Source organism: Campylobacter sp. RM12637, assembly GCF_020137645.1.
Lineage (GTDB): Bacteria > Campylobacterota > Campylobacteria > Campylobacterales > Campylobacteraceae > Campylobacter_E.
In genome coordinates, this window is sequence record NZ_JACGAV010000021.1 from 1 (window position 1) to 22316 (window position 22316).

24 protein-coding genes are annotated in these 22316 nt (G+C 28.6%); 13 read left to right on the top strand and 11 right to left on the bottom strand.

Features of this window, described 5'->3' with window-relative positions; translation table 11 throughout:
- Both AVBRAN12637_RS08620 and AVBRAN12637_RS08625 read right to left on the bottom strand, forming a co-directional pair.
- Nucleotides 1–671, bottom strand: a 671-nt coding sequence (locus tag AVBRAN12637_RS08620) for a cache domain-containing protein (RefSeq protein ID WP_336615719.1), incomplete at its 3' end; no start/stop codon positions are given.
- Between the two features lie 167 nt (nucleotides 672–838).
- A complete protein-coding gene (locus AVBRAN12637_RS08625; protein ID WP_214150300.1) occupies nucleotides 839–1426 on the bottom strand; it encodes an NAD(P)H-dependent oxidoreductase in 588 nt (195 codons plus the stop codon).
- 97 nt (nucleotides 1427–1523) lie between these two features.
- Between AVBRAN12637_RS08625 and AVBRAN12637_RS08630 the strand changes: the two genes are divergently transcribed.
- Nucleotides 1524–1844, top strand: a complete 321-nt coding sequence (locus AVBRAN12637_RS08630) for a winged helix-turn-helix transcriptional regulator (protein WP_336615720.1) — start codon at nucleotides 1524–1526, stop codon at nucleotides 1842–1844.
- A 1-nt stretch (nucleotide 1845) separates the two neighbouring features.
- Here the strand turns inward: AVBRAN12637_RS08630 and AVBRAN12637_RS08635 are convergent, their stop codons facing one another.
- Entirely contained in the window at nucleotides 1846–2442 is a 597-nt protein-coding gene (locus tag AVBRAN12637_RS08635) for a shikimate kinase (RefSeq protein ID WP_214118152.1), read from the bottom strand.
- Nucleotides 2439–3773, bottom strand: coding sequence for a class II 3-deoxy-7-phosphoheptulonate synthase (locus tag AVBRAN12637_RS08640; RefSeq protein WP_214119911.1), 1335 nt, complete (start codon nucleotides 3771–3773; stop codon nucleotides 2439–2441). Before AVBRAN12637_RS08640 ends, AVBRAN12637_RS08635 begins: the two co-directional genes overlap by 4 nt.
- Before the next feature lie 72 nt (nucleotides 3774–3845).
- Here AVBRAN12637_RS08640 and rarD point away from each other — a divergent pair, with 72 nt between their 5' ends.
- From rarD to recG, 7 genes are read left to right on the top strand one after another with little or no spacing between them, the layout of a single operon-like run.
- Nucleotides 3846–4709 carry an EamA family transporter RarD gene (gene rarD, locus AVBRAN12637_RS08645; protein ID WP_214118148.1) on the top strand — a complete coding sequence of 288 codons (864 nt, stop codon included), beginning with the start codon at nucleotides 3846–3848 and terminating at the stop codon, nucleotides 4707–4709.
- A complete protein-coding gene (locus AVBRAN12637_RS08650) occupies nucleotides 4706–5149 on the top strand; it encodes a hypothetical protein (RefSeq protein WP_214118147.1) in 444 nt (147 codons plus the stop codon). Before rarD ends, AVBRAN12637_RS08650 begins: the two co-directional genes overlap by 4 nt.
- A 1-nt stretch (nucleotide 5150) precedes the next feature.
- Nucleotides 5151–5633, top strand: a complete 483-nt coding sequence (locus AVBRAN12637_RS08655) for a hypothetical protein (RefSeq protein ID WP_214118144.1) — start codon at nucleotides 5151–5153, stop codon at nucleotides 5631–5633.
- Nucleotide 5634: 1 nt separating this feature from the next.
- Nucleotides 5635–6450 carry a fumarylacetoacetate hydrolase family protein gene (locus AVBRAN12637_RS08660; protein WP_214118142.1) on the top strand — a complete coding sequence of 272 codons (816 nt, stop codon included), beginning with the start codon at nucleotides 5635–5637 and terminating at the stop codon, nucleotides 6448–6450.
- A gap of 7 nt (nucleotides 6451–6457) precedes the next feature.
- Nucleotides 6458–7612 (top strand): dehypoxanthine futalosine cyclase, encoded by a 1155-nt coding sequence (locus AVBRAN12637_RS08665; protein WP_214118140.1) that lies wholly within the window; start codon nucleotides 6458–6460, stop codon nucleotides 7610–7612.
- The gene (locus AVBRAN12637_RS08670) at nucleotides 7605–8735 is read left to right on the top strand and encodes a M16 family metallopeptidase (protein ID WP_214150296.1); all 1131 of its coding nucleotides are present in this window, start codon (nucleotides 7605–7607) and stop codon (nucleotides 8733–8735) included. The genes AVBRAN12637_RS08665 and AVBRAN12637_RS08670 overlap by 8 nt, the downstream gene beginning before the upstream one ends.
- The gene (recG, locus tag AVBRAN12637_RS08675; RefSeq protein WP_214119906.1) at nucleotides 8728–10527 is read left to right on the top strand and encodes an ATP-dependent DNA helicase RecG; all 1800 of its coding nucleotides are present in this window, start codon (nucleotides 8728–8730) and stop codon (nucleotides 10525–10527) included. Before AVBRAN12637_RS08670 ends, recG begins: the two co-directional genes overlap by 8 nt.
- Here the strand turns inward: recG and thrB are convergent.
- The 7 genes from thrB to AVBRAN12637_RS08710 are packed head-to-tail and all read right to left on the bottom strand — an operon-like array spanning nucleotide 10524 to nucleotide 15664.
- A complete protein-coding gene (gene thrB / locus AVBRAN12637_RS08680) occupies nucleotides 10524–11414 on the bottom strand; it encodes a homoserine kinase (RefSeq protein WP_442862232.1) in 891 nt (296 codons plus the stop codon). The two genes, recG and thrB, sit on opposite strands and share 4 nt — an antisense overlap.
- Nucleotides 11415–11422: 8 nt before the next feature.
- Nucleotides 11423–11839: a tRNA threonylcarbamoyladenosine biosynthesis protein TsaB gene (locus AVBRAN12637_RS08685; protein WP_214119905.1), complete on the bottom strand. Its 417-nt coding sequence runs from the start codon at nucleotides 11837–11839 to the stop codon at nucleotides 11423–11425.
- An 8-nt stretch (nucleotides 11840–11847) separates the two neighbouring features.
- The gene (gene lpxC / locus AVBRAN12637_RS08690) at nucleotides 11848–12741 is read right to left on the bottom strand and encodes a UDP-3-O-acyl-N-acetylglucosamine deacetylase (protein ID WP_214119904.1); all 894 of its coding nucleotides are present in this window, start codon (nucleotides 12739–12741) and stop codon (nucleotides 11848–11850) included.
- A gap of 9 nt (nucleotides 12742–12750) precedes the next feature.
- A complete protein-coding gene (locus AVBRAN12637_RS08695; protein WP_214118130.1) occupies nucleotides 12751–14127 on the bottom strand; it encodes a M23 family metallopeptidase in 1377 nt (458 codons plus the stop codon).
- Nucleotides 14128–14136: 9 nt separating this feature from the next.
- Nucleotides 14137–14934 carry a hypothetical protein gene (locus AVBRAN12637_RS08700; RefSeq protein ID WP_336615721.1) on the bottom strand — a complete coding sequence of 266 codons (798 nt, stop codon included), beginning with the start codon at nucleotides 14932–14934 and terminating at the stop codon, nucleotides 14137–14139.
- Nucleotides 14934–15236 carry a flagellar motor switch protein FliN gene (gene fliN / locus AVBRAN12637_RS08705; RefSeq protein ID WP_214118125.1) on the bottom strand — a complete coding sequence of 101 codons (303 nt, stop codon included), beginning with the start codon at nucleotides 15234–15236 and terminating at the stop codon, nucleotides 14934–14936. The genes AVBRAN12637_RS08700 and fliN overlap by 1 nt, the downstream gene beginning before the upstream one ends.
- Nucleotides 15236–15664: a chemotaxis protein CheX gene (locus AVBRAN12637_RS08710; RefSeq protein WP_214118123.1), complete on the bottom strand. Its 429-nt coding sequence runs from the start codon at nucleotides 15662–15664 to the stop codon at nucleotides 15236–15238. The genes fliN and AVBRAN12637_RS08710 overlap by 1 nt, the downstream gene beginning before the upstream one ends.
- Nucleotides 15665–15749: 85 nt before the next feature.
- Between AVBRAN12637_RS08710 and AVBRAN12637_RS08715 the strand changes: the two genes are divergently transcribed.
- The 5 genes from AVBRAN12637_RS08715 to AVBRAN12637_RS08735 form a co-directional block, all read left to right on the top strand.
- Nucleotides 15750–16532, top strand: a complete 783-nt coding sequence (locus AVBRAN12637_RS08715; protein WP_214118121.1) for a sulfite exporter TauE/SafE family protein — start codon at nucleotides 15750–15752, stop codon at nucleotides 16530–16532.
- Nucleotides 16525–19323, top strand: coding sequence for an excinuclease ABC subunit UvrA (gene uvrA / locus AVBRAN12637_RS08720; RefSeq protein ID WP_336615722.1), 2799 nt, complete (start codon nucleotides 16525–16527; stop codon nucleotides 19321–19323). The genes AVBRAN12637_RS08715 and uvrA overlap by 8 nt, the downstream gene beginning before the upstream one ends.
- The gene (locus tag AVBRAN12637_RS08725; RefSeq protein WP_336615723.1) at nucleotides 19320–20471 is read left to right on the top strand and encodes a M20 metallopeptidase family protein; all 1152 of its coding nucleotides are present in this window, start codon (nucleotides 19320–19322) and stop codon (nucleotides 20469–20471) included. The genes uvrA and AVBRAN12637_RS08725 overlap by 4 nt, the downstream gene beginning before the upstream one ends.
- 120 nt (nucleotides 20472–20591) lie before the next feature.
- Nucleotides 20592–21941, top strand: a complete 1350-nt coding sequence (locus AVBRAN12637_RS08730; RefSeq protein ID WP_336614265.1) for an AAA family ATPase — start codon at nucleotides 20592–20594, stop codon at nucleotides 21939–21941.
- A partial coding sequence (locus AVBRAN12637_RS08735; RefSeq protein ID WP_336615724.1) for a hypothetical protein occupies nucleotides 21938–22316 on the top strand: 379 nt, incomplete at its 3' end. The genes AVBRAN12637_RS08730 and AVBRAN12637_RS08735, both read left to right, overlap by 4 nt.

Genomic DNA, 22316 nt, shown 5'->3' on the forward strand with positions numbered 1-22316 from the left:
GATAAGCTTACAATCGCAACTATTATAAGTGCAGTAGTAATTATAAAAGTAATCATATTATTATAGCTTTGTTCTTCTGTATCTTTTGATACTTTTTCTATTGAAGTTTTGCTAATTGTCTCCCAAGATAACCAAGTCATAAAATAAAGCCCACTTGTTTTATCCTTACCTGTATATGCTAGTTTTTCAGTAACTTTATTAGAATTTGAATCTTCATAAAAATATCTTATATAACCATCATTATTATCAGCACTCTTAATCATTTCTTGTATGAAATACATTCCTTTTGCGTCTTTTTCGTTAAATTTATTATTGTTTATCCAAGAAGCAGATGGGTGATAGTATATGTTTCCATCTTTATCAAACACGGTGTAATAACTATTTGCTCTACCAAATCTTACTTTAGATAAATAATCTTGTAGTTTATTTTTAAACTCACTTAAGTTATTATCATTTTTATACTCTTCATAAATAGCACCAGAATACTTCATAACACTTTCTACCAGAGCTTTAACTTGCTGTTTTTTAGCTGTTAAAATTTCATCTTCTACCGTATGTTTTGTGTAATTTACAGAGTAGTTATCATAGTATTTATGAAGTGATACTAAAACTATAGAATTAATTAAAATTCCAATGAATGAAAACAATGCAATTTTGGTTGATAGTTTCATAGTTTTTCCTTGTTTGTTGATTTAGATTAAGATTTTGATTATAGGTTATATGAACTTAAAACAATATAAATTATTTGCTTGTAATTTAAATTAAAAAATTATTAAAAATATTTAAAATAAATTTAAATTTTTTTAATTTTGGATTTAGAAAAACTAAATCCAAAATATTATTTTTTTACTATTTCATTTAAGATATGTTCTTTATAGTCTTTAAAATATTTTTCTGCTTGCGGGTCTTTTACTACATCATAACAAGCAAAAGTTTTAAGTGCACTCATACCTAAAAACTCATGAGTTTTATGAAGATTTAAGCTAACTCCATCAATACCGACACCACCAAAAAATTGCTCTTTATCAGTAAATGCTTCTTCAGGTGCATTCCAAGTCCAAGATAGCATATATTTTTTATTTTGACTAAGCCCACCAGAGCCGTATTTTTTACTAGCATCACTTCTACTTCTTCCATCACTAGCACATAATTTACCAAAAGCAGCTCCAAAAACTTTTGAAAAATATTCCCATACTATCCAAGGTGCATTCATCCAAAATCCTGGAATTTGATAAATTATAATATCAGCTCTTACATATTTTTCTACTTCATCTAATACATCATATCCATCATCAATTATGGTTTGTTCTACATTAAAACCATTTTCTACTAAAGTATCATACGCAACTTGTTGCAAACTTGCATTTAGTCTTGCACCTGCATTAGCAAAAGCTTTAGCACCATTAACTAATAAAACATTTTTCATAATTTCTCCTTGTTTAAAAATAAAATTAGATTATAATTTTTACTTTATTTTAAGTCAATACGAACAAAATTGTTAGATACTAACCAAAAGGAGAGTAATGAAAATAAAAAATGATTATAATAAATGTGGAATTTATTATACGCTAAACCTAATTTCAGGAAAATATAAAATGAGTATTTTGTATCTTTTATCAATCAATGAGATTATAAGATATAATGAGCTTAAAAGAATGCTTATTGGAATTTCTTTTAAGAGTTTAACAAAGGCATTAAAAGAATTAGAGCAAGATGATTTAATAATACGCACCGAATATCCGCAAATCCCACCTAAGGTTGAATATAGCCTAAGCAATAAAGGAAAATCATTAATACCAATTCTTAATATGATGTGTAAATGGGGAAGCGATAATAAGAGCTAAGTTAATTAGCTCTTATTGGGTTTAATTTAAACTTATCAGTTTTTATAGGTTTAATTTTGCGATTTATTTTTCTATTTAGGCTAGGTTTTATAAAGGCTTTTCTAACATCATTTGTGATATTAGTGCCTAAGAAAAATTCTAAAATCTTAGCAAGTTCTCTTGCTTTTAGATTTAAAATATTTACTTTTATATCACAAGCGTTATTATAAAGTGGCATTCTTTTATCATAAAGCAATTTCGCCTTTTCATCAAATAATGGGCGTTTAGTATCGTTTTTAAGCCTTGTTGCGATTTTGTAAAAACTAAGGTCTAAAAACACTACAAAACCTAATTTTCTTAAATCTTGTAAATTAGCAAAACCACCGCCACAAGAGATGATTAAATCACTTTTTGTGGCTAATTCATCTCTTAATTCTTTTTCTAAATTCCTAAAATATTCTTCTCCATAACGCTCAAAAATCTCTTTAATCTCAAGCCCAGTTCTTTGTTTTATTATGCTATCAGTATCTACTACTTCTTTTTTAATAATCTTACTAAGCCTTCTTGCAGTTGTGCTTTTACCGCAGCCCATAAAACCGATTAAAACAATGTTTTTCATTTTTGCTTCATTAATTCAGCTATTAAAAATGCAAGTTCTAATGCTTGGTCTGCATTTAATCTAGGATCGCATTGGGTCTCATAGCGTCTTGCTAAATCGCTTTCGCTAACTCCTACGCTTCCGCCTAAACATTCGGTTACATTTTGTCCTGTCATTTCAAAATGAACCCCACCAGGAATTATATTATTAGCTCTTGCAATATGCCAGAAATTTTTAACTTCATCTAAAATATCATCAAATTTTCTAGTCTTATAGCCATTTACGCTTTGAGTATTGCCGTGCATTGGGTCTATGCTATAGATTATATTTCTTTGCTCTTTGCTTAATTCTTTAAAGATATTTTCAAGATTTTTAATCTTACTAGCACCCATTCTAATGATTATATTTAATCTTCCTGCTTCATCTTGTGGATTTAGCTTATCAGCTAAGGCTAATATATCACTAGCACTAGCACTAGGTCCTATTTTAACACCTATTGGATTTTTAACTCCGCTTAAAAAATGCACATGAGCATCATCAAGCCCACGAGTTCTCTCGCCAATCCATAGCATATGAGCTGAACAATCATAATAAGCTCCACTTAAGCTATCTATTCTAGTAAGTGCTTCTTCGTAAGGTAAAAGCAAGGCTTCGTGGCTTGTGTAGATTTTTGTTTCGTGCAATCTAGCATCATTTAAGCTAGTTATTCCACAAGCCTTAAAAAAATCAAGTGCTTCTGTTAATCTTTGAGTTAAAAGTGCGTATTTATCATCAATATCAGCGCGTCTTACGAAACCTAAATTCCATTTATGCACTTGGGCTAAATCGGCAAGTCCACCTACACTAAATGCACGAAGTAAATTAAGCGTAGCAGAGCTTTGCATATAAGCTTTTAGCATTTTTTTAGCTTTTGGAACTCTTGCACTTTCGCAAAACTCACAATCATTTATAATATCTCCACGATAACTTGGTAAGCTTATACCATCTTTATTCTCAAAATCAGAGCTTCTAGGCTTTGCAAATTGTCCTGCCATACGAGCAATTTTTACTACTTTTTTTGACCCACCAAATTGCAAAACTAATGCCATTTGCAAAAATAATTTAAACATATCACGGATATTATTTGCACTAAAATCATTAAAACTTTCAGCACAATCACCACCTTGTAATAAAAACGCATCTCCTTTACAAACTGCTGCTAATTCGTTTTTTAATTCATTTGCTTCCATAGCAAATATTAAAGGTGGATACGATTTTAATTCATTTACTACATTTTCTAATTCTTCCTTGTTTTCATAGTTTGGTTGCTGAAGAGCTTTATAATTTTTATATGAATCTAGCGACCAATTCATCGTTTCTCCTTTTTTTAATTTAGTAAATTATGATTATATGAGATAAGTTTTACATTTTAAGGAAAAATTTTTATGAATTATGGATTTTTTGTAGCTTTTGTTGTTTTTGTATTTTGGGGTTTAGTGCCTATTTTTTACAAACAACTTGATACATTAGATGCCTTTGTAGTAATGTCGCATAGGATAGTTTGGTCGGTTATATTTTTAGCAATATTTTTAATAATTATAGGGCAATTTAAAAAAGCCTTACAAGAATTAAAATCTTTAAAAATGGCTTTTAATCTTTTTATTTGTGGTGCTTTAATTAGTGGAGATTGGGGTCTTTATATTTATATGATTCAAAAGAATTTGATTTTAGAAACTTCTTTAGGATATTTTTTAAGTCCATTATTTGGGATAATTTTTGCAAAAGTATTTTTAAAAGAAAATATGAGTAAATTAGGAATTATTAGTGTTAGTTTAGTGATTTTTGCGTGTTTATTTGAAGTAATTACTTTAGGAGCTTTACCTATATTATCAATTACTTTAGCGCTCTTAGTTAATTTTTATACGATTATTCGTAAAAAAGTTTATGTAAGTAGCGTTTATGGGTTTTTCTTAGAAACATTATTAATCACTCCTTTTGCTTTAATATTTTTATTTTCTATCCCAACGAATTTAGCTCATTTTGATATTGATTATTTAGGAGTATTACTTGCACTTAGTGGGCTTGTAACCTTGCTACCTATGTTAGGATACAATTATGCTACGCAAAAATTAAGCTTAACATTACTTTCATATATGCAATATATTTGCCCGATAATTTCTTTTTTAGTTGCTATTTTTTTATACAATGAGCCAATAAATCAACATAAATTAATATCATTTATTATAATTTTTATAGCAGTAGCTTTAAGCGTTTATGATAATGTGTTTAAAAAAGGAAATAGACTATGAATGAAGTTGGAATTTATGTAATAGGTATAATTTTTATAGTATTGTTTTTCGTAACTATTTTAAAAAAGGTTTTTAAAGAGCTTGATAAACATGGAGATTTTGTAAGAAAAGAAGAAAAAAATACAGCTAATTTTACTCAAGAAGAAGTTTTAAGCCTAATTCATAATGAAAACGAAAAATGTGCATTATTGTGCGATAATTTAGAAGAAATATTTAATAAATACGCAAGTTTAATGCCTGAAAATGATAAAGAAAAAGCCTTAGCTTTAGTATCTGTTTTAAATACCATAAAGACTTTGCCTAGCGATGAATTAAAAGATAAATTATTAAAACTTTTACCAGAATTTGAAGAGTGCGTTCAAAAATCTTTAGGAGATGAAAAAGCTAAAGAATTTTTTGATTTAGCAGCGTTAAAATATAATGAAATTTTTAAGGATTGAAATGAAAGAATTACTAATTAATAAGCTTTTTAAATTCTCAAACGAGCCTGTAAAATTTTTAGATTTAATAGAAGCAAATAGCCTTTATAATGAAGGAATGTTAATTGACCCAGCGAAATTACATTTTAAGTTTAATTATTTTAATACTTATTTTATATATTTTATATTGTGCTTAATCGTGCTTACACCATTAACTATTGCTACTCATTTTTTATTTGAAAAAATTGACTTTCATTTTAGTTTAATTAGTGCTGTATTTGTAACTTCTGCTATTTTTATATGTTTTGATATTTTTAAGATTTATACAAGAAAAATAGCAAGTCTTAGACAAATAAAAGCAGCGTGGCAAATACATTTATCGCATTTTGAATATGAAAAATACAACGCAATTGTTGTTGAAATTTATAATAAAGCAAATGAACTTAGCATACCTAAGACTAAATTAGAGCAATATATTTTAGAAAATCTAGTAAAAAGGGGTTAGTATGAAATTGATTAGATTTATGAAAGATAATGTAGTTTATCATGGGAATTTAGGCGATAATAATAAGGTGGGTTATTTTAAAAATTATTCTTCTTATTTTGATAGATTAGAATTGATTGAAGATGCTTTTATGCTTAGCGAAGTTAAGTTATTATCTCCAATCAAATCTCCTTATCAAGATATTATATGCTTAGGGATAAATTATTTAGAACACGCAAAAGAAAGCTATAAATTTAAAGGAATTGAGTTTGATGGCAAAAGAGAAGAAGCTGTTTATTTTGCAAAAAGAGTAAATGAGTTTTCTAATCCATTTGATATTTTAGATATTAGTGGCGAAAAATTAGACTATGAATGCGAACTTGCATTTATACTTAGAAAAGACGCTTATAAATTAGATGATACAAGTGATTTTGATGATTATATTTTAGGATATACCATTTTAAATGATATTAGCGATAGGGCAATTCAAAACAAACATAAGCAATGGTATATGGGAAAAAGTTTAGCTAATTCTTGCCCGTTTGGTAGTTTTATAAATACAAGTCTTAGTATAAAAGAAGCAAGTAATTTAAAAATAGAATGTTTTGTAAATGATGAATTAAGACAAAGTTCTAATACTAATTTATTAATTTTTGATATTCCTTATATCTTAAAAGAATTATCAAATTACACTTGTTTAAAGGCTGGAACTATCATTAGCACAGGCACTCCAAGTGGCGTTGGAATGGGCTTTAATCCGCCTAAATTTTTAAAAAGTGGCGATAAGATTGAATGTAGAATAGAGCGTCTTGGCTCATTAATAAATTATATAAAGTAAGGACAATATGAACGCAGCATTATTAAGTAAAAAAATAAATACAAATTATAAAACTTCAGCATTTAATATCCATAAAGATTGGGAAAATCCTTATGCACCAAAAGGAATAGTCCCAAGAATTACTAAAGAACAAGCACTTAATTTATTAAGAAATTCTGATTTAGCTACTTTAGGTCAGATTGCTTATGCAGTAAAAAATAAGCTTCATCCAAGCAAACTTACTACTTTTGTAGTAGATAGAAATATTAATTACACAAATATTTGTTTAGTTGATTGTAAATTCTGTGCTTTTTATCGCCACGCAAAGGATAGCGATAGTTATATTTTAACATACGAGCAAATCGGACAAAAGATTGAAGAATTATTAGCAATTGGTGGCACTCAAATATTATTTCAAGGTGGGGTTCATCCAAAACTTGATATTACTTGGTATGAAGATTTATTAAGATATATAAGCACAAATTATCCTAGCATTACAATTCACGGCTTTAGTGCAGTTGAGATTGAATATATTGCAAAAATTAGCAAAATTAGCACTAAAGAAGTATTAAAAAGAATGAGCGATTGTGGGCTATTTTCTATCCCTGGAGCAGGTGCAGAGATTTTAAGCGATAGAGTAAGAGATATGGTAGCACCTAGTAAATGCGATACTGCTACTTGGCTAAGAATTCATAAAGAAGCTCATGAATTAGGCTTACTTAGTAGTGCAACTATGATGTTTGGGCATGTTGAAAGCGATGAAGAAATAATTGAGCATTTAGACTATTTAAGAAATCTTCAAGATATAACAGGTGGCTTTAGAGCTTTTATTTTATGGAGTTTTCAAGGTAAAAACACTAGATTAAAGGCTGAAAATCCACATTTAATGAATGCAAGTTCTAATAGATATTTAAGATTATTAGCAATTTCTAGAATATATTTAGATAATTTTGCAAACATTCAAAGCTCTTGGGTTACTCAAGGAAGTGCAGTAGGGCAACTCGCATTAAAATTTGGCGCAAATGACTTAGGCTCGACTATGATGGAAGAAAATGTTGTTGCAGCAGCAGGTGCAAAATATAGAATGAATGAACAGCAAATGATAGAATTAATCCGTGATTTAGGCGAAAATCCAGCTAAAAGAGATACAGCATATAATATTTTGGAATACTACAATGAATAATTTTGTGCATTTAAAAACCAATGATGATTTAGTATATATTAGTATTAGCTATCCTAATTATGGAAGGATTTTTCATAATGCTAATGCTATGGCAGCTGAGTTTTTTTACAATGAGAGTTTAGATGATGAGTTTTATATAAAATTAGAGCAAAGTGCAATTAATATTAGTGCTAGTGCTAATTATTTTGATTTTACATTTGATATAGTTTGTCTTAAAAAAGAGCTTGATAATTGCTTAAATGCTTTTAATAATATGCTTTTAAATACCGAAATTACTAATTTTGAATTAATCAAAAACAAAATAAAAAATTATTTTTTAATCCATATTCAAGATTACGATAATTTAGCAAAGATGAAATTATATGAGAATTATTTTAAAAATGATTTTAAAAATGATAAATTTGGCGATTTTGAAGCTTTAGATGAAAAAGAATTTAAAAATTATATTTTAAACCTTAAAAATCAAGCAAATAAGATAGTAATTAGTGCAAATTTAGATGATATTAGTAAAGTTAAAAAACTTTTAAACAATAAGCAAAGTTCTTATGAAAAATTAAAAACAAATGAGAGTTTTTATAAAGAAGAAAGCAAAGAAATATCACAAGCTTTTGTTAGGTTTATAAGCAGCGTAGAGATTAAAAGCATTTATGAAAGAGCTATTATAAGTCTTGCTATTTATGTTTTAGGCGGTGGATTTGGCTCAAGAATTACCGAAGAAATCAGAGTAAAAAGGGGCTTAGCTTATTCGGCTTTTGCGTTTTTAGTAGCGTTTAAGAAAAATTATCTTATTTCAGGCTATTTACAAACAAAAAATGAAAGCAAAAAAGAAGCTATAAAAATAGTTCAAGAAGAGTTTAAAAAATTAGTAGAATTTGGAATAAGTGAAGATGAGTTTAAAAAGGCTAAAGATTTTTTAGTAGGTAGTGAGATTTTAAAATACTCAACCACTCAAAATCGTCATAGCATTGCAAGTAGCGAGTGTTTTAGTGATTTAAAACAAGGCGAATTAAGAGAAATTACAAAGATAATTAAAGATTTAGAGCTTAAAACTTGTAATGATTTTTTAAAAAATCAAAAAAGTATTACCGAGCTTAGTTTTTATGTAATAGGTAATAATGAATAAGGATTTAGAAAAATTATCTTGTAAAGATATAGTTGAATTAGCTCTTTTAATGCCTAAAAAATTTGATGATTTAAGATTAAATAATGAGCCTATATTAAATGAGCTAAATTGCACAAAAGTTATAATAAAATCTAAAAAACAACTACCAGGCAAAAGGCTTAGTATAATTGCGTATTCATATAATTGGGAGTGTGAATGCACTATTACTATATTTAATTTAAGACCTTTTCATAATGCACTTTTTGCTATAAATAAAGAGCTAATTATTTATGGGAAATTAGGCGATTTTGCAGGACTTTTGCAATTTATTAATCCAAAAATCATTAAAGATAGTGGAGAAATCACTGCTAATTATTTGATAAAAGGTGTAAGTGATAAAGAGATTTGTAAGATAAAAAATAAATATTTAACTTATGAAGCTTTAAAAGAATTTAATTTATTAGATGAGCATATAAAATTGCTATTAATTATGAAAGAAAATAGCCAAGAAGCAATGAAATTGCTTAATTCAAAAGAATTAAACGAATGCTTAAAATTCGTTGAGATTTACCATCACATAAAAAGACTTAACGAAACTTATAAAAACGATACTTTATACAAAAAAATTAAAACTTTTGATATAAACAAATGGTTAAAATCTCTACCTTTTAAGCCGACAAGCGACCAGATAAATGCGATAAATGATATTAAAAATGACCTTGAAAGTATTCATCATAAAATTAGAATAGTAATGGGAGATGTTGGTTGTGGAAAAAGCTTAGTGATTTTTGCAGCAGCGCTTATGTGTTATCCTAAAAAAGTGGTTTTAATGGCACCAACAAGCGTTTTAGCCCAACAACTTTATAATGAAGCTAAAAGACTTTTGCCAGGGTTTTTAAAGATATTGCATTTTGTATCAAGCAAGACTAAATTAATGCAAGATGAATTAAAAGAAGCAAATTTTGTAATAGGCACTCACGCACTTTTATGGGCTAGTTTAGATGATGCTACTTTAGTTATGGTTGATGAGCAACAACGATTTGGAGCTAAGCAAAGAATGAAGCTTAAAGATTTAGCTACAAATGATAAAGAAAATCCGCATTATATAGAGTTTTCAGCTACGCCAATACCTAGAACAACCGCATTAATTCATAGTGATATTTACAGCTATTCTTTCATAAAAGAACTACCATTCAAAAAAGAAATAGAAACAAAACTAATCACAATAGCAAATAGCAATGAATTATTTAATCACATAAAAAGCGAAAATAAACAAAACCATCAAGCAATAATAGTTTATCCTTTAATAGAAGAGAGTAAAAGCTCATCTTATAAACCACTTGAGAGTGTTATTAGCTTTTATGAGAAGAATTTTGATAAAGTTTATTATACGCACGGCAAGGATAAAGAAAAGGATAATATATTATTGCAATTTGCTGAAAATGGAAATGTATTATTAAGCACTACTATAGTAGAAGTTGGAATTTCACTGCCAAGATTAAGCATAATTGTAATCGTTGCACCAGAGCGATACGGCTTATCTACACTTCATCAACTTCGTGGAAGAGTAGGAAGAAATGGGGTTAAGAGCTATTGTTATTTGCTTAGTAAGTTTGAATTTAGTGATAGATTGATTAAATTTGCTAATACCTTAGATGGATTTAAAATAGCCGAAATTGACTTAGAAAACCGAAAAAGCGGGGATTTAATAGATGGAGATGTTCAGCACGGAATTAGCTTTAAGTATTTTGATGAGGTTTTAGATAAGGATATTTTATATAAAGCTAAGGAATATTTAAATAAGCAAAATTAGCTTATTATTATTCCTTGATTATTGAAATTAAGCTCTAATACTTTCATATTAGGAAAATTATTTTCTAGTATGGTTTTTAGTTTGTTTGCATCATCTTTATAACATAGATTAAAAAAAGTTGAACCAGAACCGCTTAAATTACTCATTAATGCACCATTTTTACGAGCCAATTCACGCACTTTAAATAATTCAGGAACAGCTTTCATTCTACGATTTTCGTGAAGCTTGTCAAAACTTGCAATCTTTAACATTTCATAATTTTTACTCATAAAAGCTGCAGTTGTAAGTGAGCTTCTGCTTATATTAAAGCTAGTATCAGCAAGGCTTAAATGCTTAGGTAAAGCCGAACGACTAACATTTGTTGAGATTTGTTTATTTGGGATACAAACTACTGCTTTAACATCACTAGAAATATCAGTTTTTATATATTTTACATTATCCTTATCAACTACCGAACAAACAAATCCACCAAGTGCCGCAGGGCTAATATTATCAGGATGATTTTCGTATATTAAGGCGTTGTTTAATATGGTATCTTTATTAACTTCAAGTCCTGCTAGATAATAAGCACTAGCAATTGCTCCTACAATTATAGAGCTAGAACTACCCAATCCACGACTTAAAGGAATATTGTTTATGAAATTAAAGCTAAATAAGTCTTTTTTACCAGTTAGCTTTATGTAAGTTTCATTAAAAATGGTAATAAATAAATTATGTTTTTTAAGATAAGGATTATCTTCACCTTCACCCTTAATAGATATTTTAAAAAAATTATTTCTTTTAATTATTGTTTCATTATAAAAGTCTAAAGCAAGTCCTAGACAATCAAATCCAGCACCTAAATTCGCACTAGTAGCAGGTGATTTTAAACATATTTCGTTTCTCATTTATATTCCTAAATAGCAGGTAAAAAATAATTTGGTAAATTACTTTCTAAGAATTTGAAATTATACTCATTTGGTATAAAAAACTCATCTTTAAAATTATCATTTTTAATTAATTTGATTTTATCATCAGCAAGGGTAAAATATAAGTTGTTATTAGCTTTTATTAAATTATTCTTTGTAAATGTAAAACCACTAATTGCTTTTAATGGTATGTTTTTAACAAGGGCAATTGTGCTTAAAAATACATAAACAATTTTTAAAGACATATATGAGCCTGGTCCATTAGCGTAGGCTAATTCGCTAAAATTATATTTATTTAATAGTTCTTGCATAATTTTTGGCAAATCTTCACTGGTTTTATTTATGATTTTGATTTCTTCTTTTAACAAATTATTATCATCATATATTCCAATGAGATTTGCCATAGGCACTACTAAAAGTTTAATGTGAATGCCTTTAATAAATCTTTGTTTGTATCATCACTAAGAGTTACTAATTCATAAGAATTTGGATTGTTTAGCAATTCAAGAGTTAGTTTATGATTTAAATCGTGGCTACTTGCGTAAGCTTTATAGTTAGCAAAAGTTGCTTTACCTAACATATATAAATCACCAATCGCATCAAGGATTTTATGTCTTACAAATTCATTACTAAATCTTAATCCTTCAGGATTTAATATGCCATTATCATCTAAAACAACAGCGTTTTCTAAACTACCACCTAATGCTAATCCTTTTGATTTTAAATACTCAACATCTTTTAAAAACCCAAAAGTCCTAGCACTTGCAATTTCATTTATGAAATTTTGTTTATTAGCCTTGTAAATATAGTTTTGAGTATTAATTGATGGGTGCTTAAAGTTTATAGTAAAATCATAAGTAGGAGCATTTGTAGGACTAAGACTTGCAAATTTATCTCCTTCTTGAACTTTTATTTCTTTTTTAACAACAAATATTTGTTTTTTAGCGTCAAGTTGTTTAATACCTGCTTCATCAAGCATAGCACAAAAACCAGCCGCTGAACCATCTAAAACAGGTGCTTCATTTGCATCAATACTTATTAATAAATTATCAATTCCATAAGAGCTAACAGCACTCATTAAATGCTCAATTGTAGATATATAACCATCTTTATCTCCAATTACCGTAGCCATTTGAGTATTGATTACGCTTTTATAATTTGCTTCGTAAAATTTATTAATATCTGTTCTATGAAATACCACTCCACTATTAGCACCTAGTGGGCTAAATTTTATCTTAATAGCACTACCTTTATGTAGTCCAATTCCAACATTTGTTACTTCTTTAGCTATTGTAGTTTGTAACATTTTTTTCCCTTATTTTTTGTTTATAACTTCTTTTGCTTTTTTGATAATTCCAAATATATTATCATTAAGCCACTTAGTATCCATCCACTCTTCTGGTCTTACCTCAACACCTTGAACCAAAACACCAAAATGTAAATGATCCCCTAATGCTAAACCACTTGTTCCTGTATTAGCTATAGTGCTTTTAGCATTAACTATATCGCCAATTTCTACATTTTTTTTAGTGCAGTGTCCATATAAAGTATAAAGACCTAAACCATGATCAATTATTAAATTTAATCCATAAATTCCATTATCTTGTGCAAAAACTATTTTACCATCATTTCCTAACACAATAGGTGCCATTTTTGTACTTGCTAAATCAAGTCCCATATGATAGCTTTCACTAATTTGATTTCCATTATATTTGTAATATCTATGGTCACCAAAATCTGCAACTTTCATACCATTTTTTAGTGGTAAAAACGCATTTAGTTTAAAATCAGTCACTAATTCATTGCTTACTACTTGTGTAACTTTATGAATTAATTTTTCATTTTCTTGTCTTAATTTTGCATTCACAAAGTCAAATATTAAAGCTCTATCGCTTAAAGAATTATCAGAATTTGCTTCATACAAATCTCTAATTTTACCATCAATGAAAGCGTCTCCTACTTCAATATGTGAAACTCTATATTTTTTATTTGAGTAATAGTATGGAATTCTTTCTTTAATTATATTATTTGCTTTATCTTTTGCAACAATTCTAGCTTCAAATTCATCTCCATCTCTTAAGTCCCAAGCAATTAAAGCTATGTAATAATCATCTTTCATAAAAGGAGCAACTTTGAAAATTCTATTATTAACTTCTATATATAAATCAGTTAGATTATCATCTTGTGCGTAAAATACAACGCTAGCAGCACCGCCTTGAGTTATATTGTATGAATTAGCTATTACGCTTACTTGAGGTTTTTTATTATCTACTATAACATTAATTATTTTTTCGCTTACATTTCCACCAAACCAATTCCACAAACTTTTATCATTAGCTTTAATATATATTGTGTATTTATCTAATTTTTCATTAAATTTTGGTTTTGGAAGGTCTAATTCAACATTAAATTCTTTACCATTTAAAGTTTTATTTATTAATATATTTTTTGTTTCTTCGTTATCTTTACTAAATTCAACTTTTAAATTTTTTAGTCCTAAATTATCTTCAACTTTTAAATTTATTTTATCTCTAGCATTCCAATAAATTGTATCTTCTTGGTTGTTGTCTAAAGAAATATTAGGAGCAATTCTTTCAAAAGTATTTGAAAAAGCAATAAAACTTGCCAATACAACAACTATAATTATTGAAAAAAATATTGTTATTTTTGTTTTTTTATTTCTATTTCTCATTTTAACTCCTTATATTTTACTTATTTTTTCTTTATATGAATTAAGAGCATTTTGCTTTATCATATTTTGTAATTTTTGTTTGTTTTCTTCAAAATAACTTTCAAAATTCTCTTCAGTTTGATTAGGTGCATCAAGCCAAATATTTGTATTTCCTATTATTAATTTGTATCTTGAATTTTCATAATCAATAACTATGAATTTGTTATCTTTATCAAGTTGTTTTTCACAAATTACTACGGCTTGATTTTCATTAATATTTAAAAAACTAGCAACTTTTTGCTTAGAATTTAAATTAGATATTTTTCCTTTTTTTGCAAGTTGTCTTTTTACAAATATTAATATCAAAACTAATATTGCTAAAACACTTATCATTGAATACAATTTACTATCTATATTATTATCTTCTGCATATTTTATTTCATTATTTTGCACTTGGTTTGTGGTTTTTGGCATAACTCTAATTCTAAGCCCAAAACCATCATCTTTTGTAAGTGCAGGAATGACATTTATTTTTTCTTTTGTTTTAAATTCTAAAACCGTGCTTTCGCCTAATGGATACATTAATAATTGTTCTGCGTAAGGCATATTTAATATTTGAGAATTTCTTTCAGAAATTTTAACATTATTTAATACTACGCCTACATAATCGCTTCCACTTAATATTCTAATATCTCCATCTTTTGCGTTATATGGAGAATCAAAGCTTAGCATAACATCAATCCTATCATCTCTTTTATAAATATTATAATTTATGATATTGTTCGCAAAAAGATTTAAACTAATTAGTAGCAAGATTATTTTTTTCATCACAACTCTTTTTTAAAATATTGAATAACGGTTTTTGAGCTTAGTATTTCATTTATACGAATTGCTAAATTTCTTTCATAAACCATTACTTCGCCTTTACCAAAAATTCTATTATTTACATAAAGTTCTACACTCTCACCTGCTGGTTTTTCTAAATCAATAACAGAGCCAATTCCAAGTTCTAAAAATTCTCTAACGCTAAGTTGTGTAGTTCCTAACTCACTTATAAAATCTACGCTAACATCTAGCAATTCTTCATAAGTTGCATTTAGAATTCTAGTAGGTTGCTCTTGTGTTTGCATTATTTTTTCTTCTCTACTATACCAACGCAAAAGGTATTATTTTCTAGTTTATAAAAAAACTCGTGAGTAAAGCCTAATTTAAAATCACTTACCCTTCCTAAATATTCAGGCACACTAATTGAATAATCATCATAAGCATCAGCTAATAATCTTTTTGCATAACCTATGATTTGATTTGCTACTTCTTTGCATAAATCACAATAATCATCTTCACTCATCTTATCATCATCGCCTAATAATCTTGAAGCAAGAGCTTGTAAGCTTTCTTTTTTAAATATTAAATAACAAAATAATTCTTTTACATTATCTCCTAAACAAATACTAGCACCATAATATTCAGCTTCATCTAAAGAATTTGTGGTTTCTAATTTACTTCTTAAAATATGTTTAAAAAAATGTTTAACTGAATAATCAATTGTATCAAGCATTAATCTTTCCTTAAATAAGTTTTAATTATTATAAGAAAGAAAAGTGTAAGCTAAGTTAATTAAGATTACGCCTTAGGAGTTTTTTATGATAGAAGAATACACATTACTTACTTATATTATTTTTATTTTAGATGGGCTTTTAGTTGGTTTTACTGCAGGGCTTTTTGCAATAGGTGGTGGGACTGCTGTTGTGCCTATTATGACAACTTTTGTTGGGTATTCACCTAAGATTGCTGTTGGAATTAGCGTTATGCAAATGGTTTTTTCATCTTTTTATAATTCATATTTAAATTATAAAAAAGGCACATTGCAAGTAAAAAATGCTTTATATCCTGCTTTAGGTGGTTTAGTTGGTGGTTTTAGCGTTGGTTTTATTATGAAATTTGCAAGTAATTTAATGATTGCTTATATTATTTGTTTTTTAATTATTTGGGCTATTGTTAAACTTTATTTTACTCCTGCAAATCCAATTGAGCCTGAAAAGAATTCAAAATTATTACAATTTTTCGTAGGTTTAATAATAGGTGCAATTGCTACAAGTGGTGGGATAGGTGGTGGAGCATTACTCACGCCTGCTTTAGTTGCAATTTGTAATTTTAATATTAAAAAAGCTGCTTCATTTAGTGGTCTTTTTGTAGCTTTTGCTGGAAGTGCTGCTTTTGTTTCTATGGCAATTACAAATCATGTTGATTATACTGCTGGTGCAATAATTGCTATTTCAAGTTTGCCTGGAGTTTGGGTTGGTAATTGGCTGTTTCATAAAATTAGCAATAATACGCAAAAAAAACTTTTCATAGGATTTTTATTGTTTGTATTGACTTTATCAATAATAGAAGTTCTAAAACAACACGGAGTATTTAATGAATAATGAAATTCAAGTTATAAACGCAAGTGAAAATAACTTAAAAAATATAAGCCTAACACTACCTAAAAATAAATTAATAGTTTTTACAGGGCTTAGTGGTAGTGGAAAATCTACTTTAGCTTTTGATACGCTTTATGCAGAAGGACAACGCCGTTATATAGAAAGTCTTAGTGCTTATGCTAGGCAATTTTTAGATAAATTTAGAAAACCAAATGTAGAAAAAATAGAAGGCTTAACCCCTGCTATTGCAATTGATCAAAAATCAACTAGCAAAAACCCACGCTCAACCGTTGGAACAATTACTGAAATATATGATTATTTAAGACTTTTGTATTCAAAAATTGGAGTTCAGCATTGTCATAAATGTGGAGAAAAAATCAATAAAATGGATACAGAAGATATAATAAACGAAATGGCAAAATTTAGCGAAAAGGCAATGATTTTAGCTCCTTTAGTTAAAGAAAAAAAAGGCACATTCGCACCACTTCTTGAAAGCCTAAAAGCTCAAGGTTTTATAAATATTTTAATAAACGGCACACTAACACGACTAGATGAGCCAATAGAATTAGCTAAAACTAAAAAGCATACTATTAAATTAGTAGTTGATAGGCTAAGAATTAGTGATGATAATAAAAGTCGTTTAGCTCAAGCTGTTGAAAAAGCTTTAAGTTTAAGTTATGGTGAGTGTGAGTTAGAATTATTAGAAAGTAATAAAAATATTCATTATTCGCTTCATAATGCTTGTTTTAAATGCAAAATTTCATTTAATAAACTTGAGCCTTTAAGCTTTTCATTTAATAGCCCTAAAGGAGCTTGTTCTTTATGTGATGGTTTAGGCATTAGAATGAGTATTGACCAAGAAAAAATTATAAATTATGAAAGAAGTATAGAAGATGGTGCAGTTCGCACTATGATGGGCTTTAATAAAAGTTATTATTCAAAGTTACTTTTAGCATTTTGTGAAGCAGAAAAAATCCCTACAAATAAGCCTTATGAAGAATTAAGTGAATATCAAAAAAAGCTTATTTTATACGGAAGTGCTACGGAATTTAGCTTTTTATGGAATAAACATAATATCAAAAAAACTTTTGATGGAGCTATTAAGATAAGTTATGAAATCTTAAAAGATGATAAAGATTTTAACGAATACATAACAGAAAAAACCTGCCCATCTTGTAAAGGCTTTAGACTAAACGAGCAAAGCTTAGCTGTGTTAGTAAATGGTAAAAGCATAGCAGAAGTTATTAGCATACCTATTGAAGAGATTTGCGAATTTTTTAAAATAGAGAATTTTAATAATTTAAATAAGCAAGATTATGAAATATCTTATCCTATTATTAAAGAAATTAATGAAAGATTATTTTTCTTAAATGATGTTGGCTTGGGGTATTTAACACTAGGTAGAGATGCAAGGACAATTAGTGGTGGAGAAGCTCAAAGAATTAGGATTGCTTCTCAAATTGGAAGTGGATTAAGCGGGGTTTTATATGTATTAGATGAGCCTAGCATAGGTCTTCACGAAAGAGATACACAAAAACTAATAAATACTCTAAAAAGCTTGCAGGCTAAAGGAAATACTCTAATAGTAGTAGAACACGATAGAAAGACAATTGAGAGTGCTGATGTAATCGTTGAGATTGGACCTAGGGCTGGAACTAGTGGTGGGGAGATTATCTTTAATGGCACTTATAAAGAATTGCTTAAAAGCAAATGCGAAACTGCATTGTATATAAATCGTAAAAAAGACATAGACCTTTATAAGGCTAGAAAGAGTGATGAATATTTAGAATTAAGCGGAATTAATCAAAACAATATAAAGGATTTAAGTGTGAAATTCCCACTTAGGAATTTAGTTTGTGTAACAGGAGTAAGCGGTAGTGGTAAAAGCTCATTAATGCTGCATTCACTTCTACCAATTGCAAGAGCAAATCTAAATAGAGCAAAAGCAGTAATTAATGATATTACATACAAAGGTCTTGATAAATTAGACAAAGTAATTTTTCTAGATCAAAGTCCAATAGGAAAAACTCCAAGAAGCAATCCAGCAACATATACAGGGCTTATGGATGAGATTAGGAATTTATTTGCAAATGTTCCTGAAGCACAGATTAGAGGATATAAAATCGGTCGCTTTAGCTTCAATGTTGCAGGTGGAAGGTGTGAAAAATGTAGCGGAGAAGGTGAGCTTAAAATCTCTATGCACTTTTTACCCGATGTAAATATTACCTGTGATGCTTGTGGGGGTAAAAGATACAACCATCAAACACTAGAGATTAAATATAAAGACAAAAATATAGCTGATGTTTTAGAAATGAGTGTAGCAGAAGCTTATGAGTTTTTTGCAAAACACCCTAAGATTAAGCAAAAATTAAAGACCTTAATGGATGTAGGGCTTGATTATATAACCTTAGGTCAAAACGCTACAACCTTAAGTGGTGGGGAAGCTCAAAGGATAAAAATATCTAAAGAATTAAGCAGAAGTGATACAGGAAATACACTTTATTTACTTGATGAACCAACTACGGGGCTTCATTTTGCAGATACGCAAAAATTAGTAAAAGTGTTGCAGCATTTAGTAGATGCTGGAAATAGTGTTTTTGTAATTGAGCATAATTTGGATTTAATCAAAAACGCTGATTATATTATAGATATGGGTCCTGAAGGCGGTTTTAGGGGTGGTAAGATAATTGCGACAGGTAATCCATTAGAACTTGCTAAAAAATACGCTGATAAAAGCTATACAGCAAAGTTTTTGGCACAAGAATTTAAAGAAATGAAAAAGGAGTTAAAATGATAGAAGAGATTAAAAAACTTTCAAGCGAGTTTATAGAGATTAGAAAATGTATTCACGAAAATCCTGAACTAGGATTAAAAGAATTTAAAACAGCAAAGTTAGTTGCGAACAAATTAAGAGAATTTGGCGTAGAAGTTTATGAAAATGTAGGCGTAACAGGAGTTGTTGGGGTTTTAAAGAAAGGTAATTCAAATAAAAGTATAGCTTTAAGAGCTGATATGGATGCACTTGTAATAAACGAAGCTAGTGGAGTAAGCTATGCTTCTAAGAATGAAGGTTTAATGCACGCTTGTGGGCATGATGGACATACGGCGAGTTTATTATTAGCGGCTAAATATTTAAGTAAGAGTGAATTTGATGGCACTATTAATTTTGTCTTTCAACCTGCTGAAGAAGGTAGAGGCGGTGCTAAAGCTATGATTGATGATAATTTATTTACTAGATTTAAGAGTGATTTTATATTTGGTTATCACAATATCCCAAGTAAAACTAATAAATTATTTTGTCTTAAGCGTGGGGCTATGATGGCAGGAGCTGACGCACTTAGGGTAAATATTAGTGGAGTTGGTGGGCATGGTAGTGCTCCTGAAAAAGCTAGTGATATAATGGGTGCGATGGCTCATTTTATAACCCAAGCGGGATTTGTAACTGCTAGAAATATAGCAGCTAAAAATCAAGCTGTTATAACATTTGGAGCAGCTCTAAGTGGAAATGAAACTAGCTTTAATATCTTACAAGATAAGGCATTATTACTTGCTAATATTAGAACCTTTAATAATGATGATAGAAATACGATAATAGAGCAATTAAACAATATTGCTAAATCTTGCGAGTTACTTTTTAAGGTAAAAGTTGAGCTTGAATTTATTCAAATAGGAGCAGCTACAATTAATGATGATGAAGCGCAAAAATTAGCTTTTGGTGTAGCGTGTGAATTATTTGGAGAGCAAAATTGTGATGAATTTCACGAGCCATTAATGGGTAGCGAAGATTTTTCTTTTATGTTAGAGCATTGCAAAGGTGCTTATGCCTTTATTTTAAATAAGAATGATTATTATCTACACGACCCTAGATATATTTATGATGATGATACTTTAGTTAATGCCGCTGCATTTTATTCAGGAGTATGTTTAAAATACTTAAAATAATTTCATTTAGGAATTTTAATTTATAAAATTCCTAAAATTTTTTTAAAAAATTCTATATGGACATAATCAGGACTACCCATTTGCTACAATCCTTTTACATTTTATAAAAAAGGATAAAAAATGAAAGAACGCATTTTGAAAATGAAAAAGGATTTAAGCCTTGGGCTTGTTGGCAAAGATGATATTATAAATCTTAGTATTTTATGCTTTTTAGCAGGTGAGAGTGTATTTTACTATGGACCTCCAGGAACTGCAAAAAGCCTTGTAGCAAGAAGAATTAGCAATATTTTTAAAGACGCAAATTATTTTGAATATCTTATGAATAGATTTAGCACTCCTGAAGAAGTTTTTGGACCGCTATCTTTAACTTCACTTAAAAACGATGAGCTAAAACGCCAAATTGAAGGCTTTTTGCCAACTTCTAATGTGGTGTTTTTAGATGAGATTTGGAAAAGCTCACCTGCAATACTCAACACGCTTTTAACGATAATAAATGAAAAAATCTATAAAAATGGCAAAGATATAATAGATGTGCCACTACTTGGACTTATTGCTGCAAGTAATGAATTTCCTGATGAAGGAGAAGGATTAGAAGCATTATATGATAGGTTTTTAATGAGACTTGTAGTGCCAAGACTTACTCAAAAAAGAGATTTAACAAAGCTTTTAAATGGTAATGAGCAAGGTGCAAATGTAGATATTGCAAATGCTTTTAGCCTAGATGAATTAAAAATGATAAAAGAAAATTCTCTTAAGGTAAGGCTTGGTAAAGAAGTAATAGACGCGATAATTGATATCAAAAAAGAGCTAGCAAAGATTGAAATAGATGTAAGCGAAAGAAGGCTTTTAAAGGCTATTAAGATAATAAAAACTAGCGTTTATTTAAGCGGTAGAGATGAGGTGATTTGCGAGGATTTAGAGCTTTTGAAGCATTGTTTTTGGACTAATTTAGATGATATAAAATCAGTCAGTGATATTATTGATAAATACACTAAAAGTGAGTTTTTGAAAAACGCAAATAAGAGCATAGAGCTAAATAGTGAATTTTATAAATACATAAACTCAATGCTAGTTAGTAAATTTCCTGATATTAAAAGTATCCCAAATGATAGTGGTTTAAGCACTTTTTATCTAGCAGTGCATTCAGATGTGCTTAATAAAAAGCTTGATTTAATCTTTAATCCTAGTAATGCTTTTAGCGTAAATGAGTTAGGTGATATTAGTTTTAAATTAGATATGAATAGTGTTTTTTTGGCTAAAGATAATAAAATCATAGAAAAAATCCCACTTAAATCAAACGATATAAGCTTTATAAAAATGGGCTTTAATGCTGTATGCGACAAGCTTGAAAGTGTAGAATTAAACAGCGGAACTTATGAAAATATTTTCTTAGGGTTTAGCATAAAGCTTGGTATGGATAATAAAGAAGAGCTTTTAAGTATTGCAAAAACTATGAGAGATAATCTATGATAGAAGATATTAGAAATTATAGAACCGCTATTTTTAGTAGTGAAAATATATTGGCTAAAAATATAAATGATGAGTATTTTAATGCTTGTTTGGATGTTTTTGCAAAATTTAGCAAGGATTTTGGTTTTATAAAATACGGCGATACTGAAAATATTAAGCAGATTTTAAGCGATATAGAATGCCTTTTTGATAGTGAATTAAAAAGGCAAAATCTATTAGAATTAGTGCATTTTGCTAAAAATGCTTATCAAAATTATAAAAAGCACTTGCAAGATAATATTAAAGAAAATAATGCTTTTCTAAATGAAGATGAGCAAATAGACAACGAAGAAAACCTTGAAGAAGTAAAAGATGATTTACAAGATCAAAATGAAG

What these genes read in the sequence shown, in the direction of transcription:
- AVBRAN12637_RS08625 (WP_214150300.1), bottom strand. Translation starts at nt 1,426, where the DNA reads ATGAAAAATGTTTTATTAGTTAATGGTGCTAAAGCTTTTGCTAATGCA.
- AVBRAN12637_RS08630 (WP_336615720.1), top strand. Translation starts at nt 1,524, where the DNA reads ATGAAAATAAAAAATGATTATAATAAATGTGGAATTTATTATACGCTA.
- AVBRAN12637_RS08635 (WP_214118152.1), bottom strand. Translation starts at nt 2,442, where the DNA reads ATGAAAAACATTGTTTTAATCGGTTTTATGGGCTGCGGTAAAAGCACA.
- AVBRAN12637_RS08640 (WP_214119911.1), bottom strand. Translation starts at nt 3,773, where the DNA reads ATGAATTGGTCGCTAGATTCATATAAAAATTATAAAGCTCTTCAGCAA.
- rarD (WP_214118148.1), top strand. Translation starts at nt 3,846, where the DNA reads ATGAATTATGGATTTTTTGTAGCTTTTGTTGTTTTTGTATTTTGGGGT.
- AVBRAN12637_RS08650 (WP_214118147.1), top strand. Translation starts at nt 4,706, where the DNA reads ATGAATGAAGTTGGAATTTATGTAATAGGTATAATTTTTATAGTATTG.
- AVBRAN12637_RS08655 (WP_214118144.1), top strand. Translation starts at nt 5,151, where the DNA reads ATGAAAGAATTACTAATTAATAAGCTTTTTAAATTCTCAAACGAGCCT.
- AVBRAN12637_RS08660 (WP_214118142.1), top strand. Translation starts at nt 5,635, where the DNA reads ATGAAATTGATTAGATTTATGAAAGATAATGTAGTTTATCATGGGAAT.
- AVBRAN12637_RS08665 (WP_214118140.1), top strand. Translation starts at nt 6,458, where the DNA reads ATGAACGCAGCATTATTAAGTAAAAAAATAAATACAAATTATAAAACT.
- AVBRAN12637_RS08670 (WP_214150296.1), top strand. Translation starts at nt 7,605, where the DNA reads ATGAATAATTTTGTGCATTTAAAAACCAATGATGATTTAGTATATATT.
- recG (WP_214119906.1), top strand. Translation starts at nt 8,728, where the DNA reads ATGAATAAGGATTTAGAAAAATTATCTTGTAAAGATATAGTTGAATTA.
- thrB (WP_442862232.1), bottom strand. Translation starts at nt 11,414, where the DNA reads ATGAGAAACGAAATATGTTTAAAATCACCTGCTACTAGTGCGAATTTA.
- AVBRAN12637_RS08685 (WP_214119905.1), bottom strand. Translation starts at nt 11,839, where the DNA reads ATGGCAAATCTCATTGGAATATATGATGATAATAATTTGTTAAAAGAA.
- lpxC (WP_214119904.1), bottom strand. Translation starts at nt 12,741, where the DNA reads ATGTTACAAACTACAATAGCTAAAGAAGTAACAAATGTTGGAATTGGA.
- AVBRAN12637_RS08695 (WP_214118130.1), bottom strand. Translation starts at nt 14,127, where the DNA reads ATGAGAAATAGAAATAAAAAAACAAAAATAACAATATTTTTTTCAATA.
- AVBRAN12637_RS08700 (WP_336615721.1), bottom strand. Translation starts at nt 14,934, where the DNA reads ATGAAAAAAATAATCTTGCTACTAATTAGTTTAAATCTTTTTGCGAAC.
- fliN (WP_214118125.1), bottom strand. Translation starts at nt 15,236, where the DNA reads ATGCAAACACAAGAGCAACCTACTAGAATTCTAAATGCAACTTATGAA.
- AVBRAN12637_RS08710 (WP_214118123.1), bottom strand. Translation starts at nt 15,664, where the DNA reads ATGCTTGATACAATTGATTATTCAGTTAAACATTTTTTTAAACATATT.
- AVBRAN12637_RS08715 (WP_214118121.1), top strand. Translation starts at nt 15,750, where the DNA reads ATGATAGAAGAATACACATTACTTACTTATATTATTTTTATTTTAGAT.
- uvrA (WP_336615722.1), top strand. Translation starts at nt 16,525, where the DNA reads ATGAATAATGAAATTCAAGTTATAAACGCAAGTGAAAATAACTTAAAA.
- AVBRAN12637_RS08725 (WP_336615723.1), top strand. Translation starts at nt 19,320, where the DNA reads ATGATAGAAGAGATTAAAAAACTTTCAAGCGAGTTTATAGAGATTAGA.
- AVBRAN12637_RS08730 (WP_336614265.1), top strand. Translation starts at nt 20,592, where the DNA reads ATGAAAGAACGCATTTTGAAAATGAAAAAGGATTTAAGCCTTGGGCTT.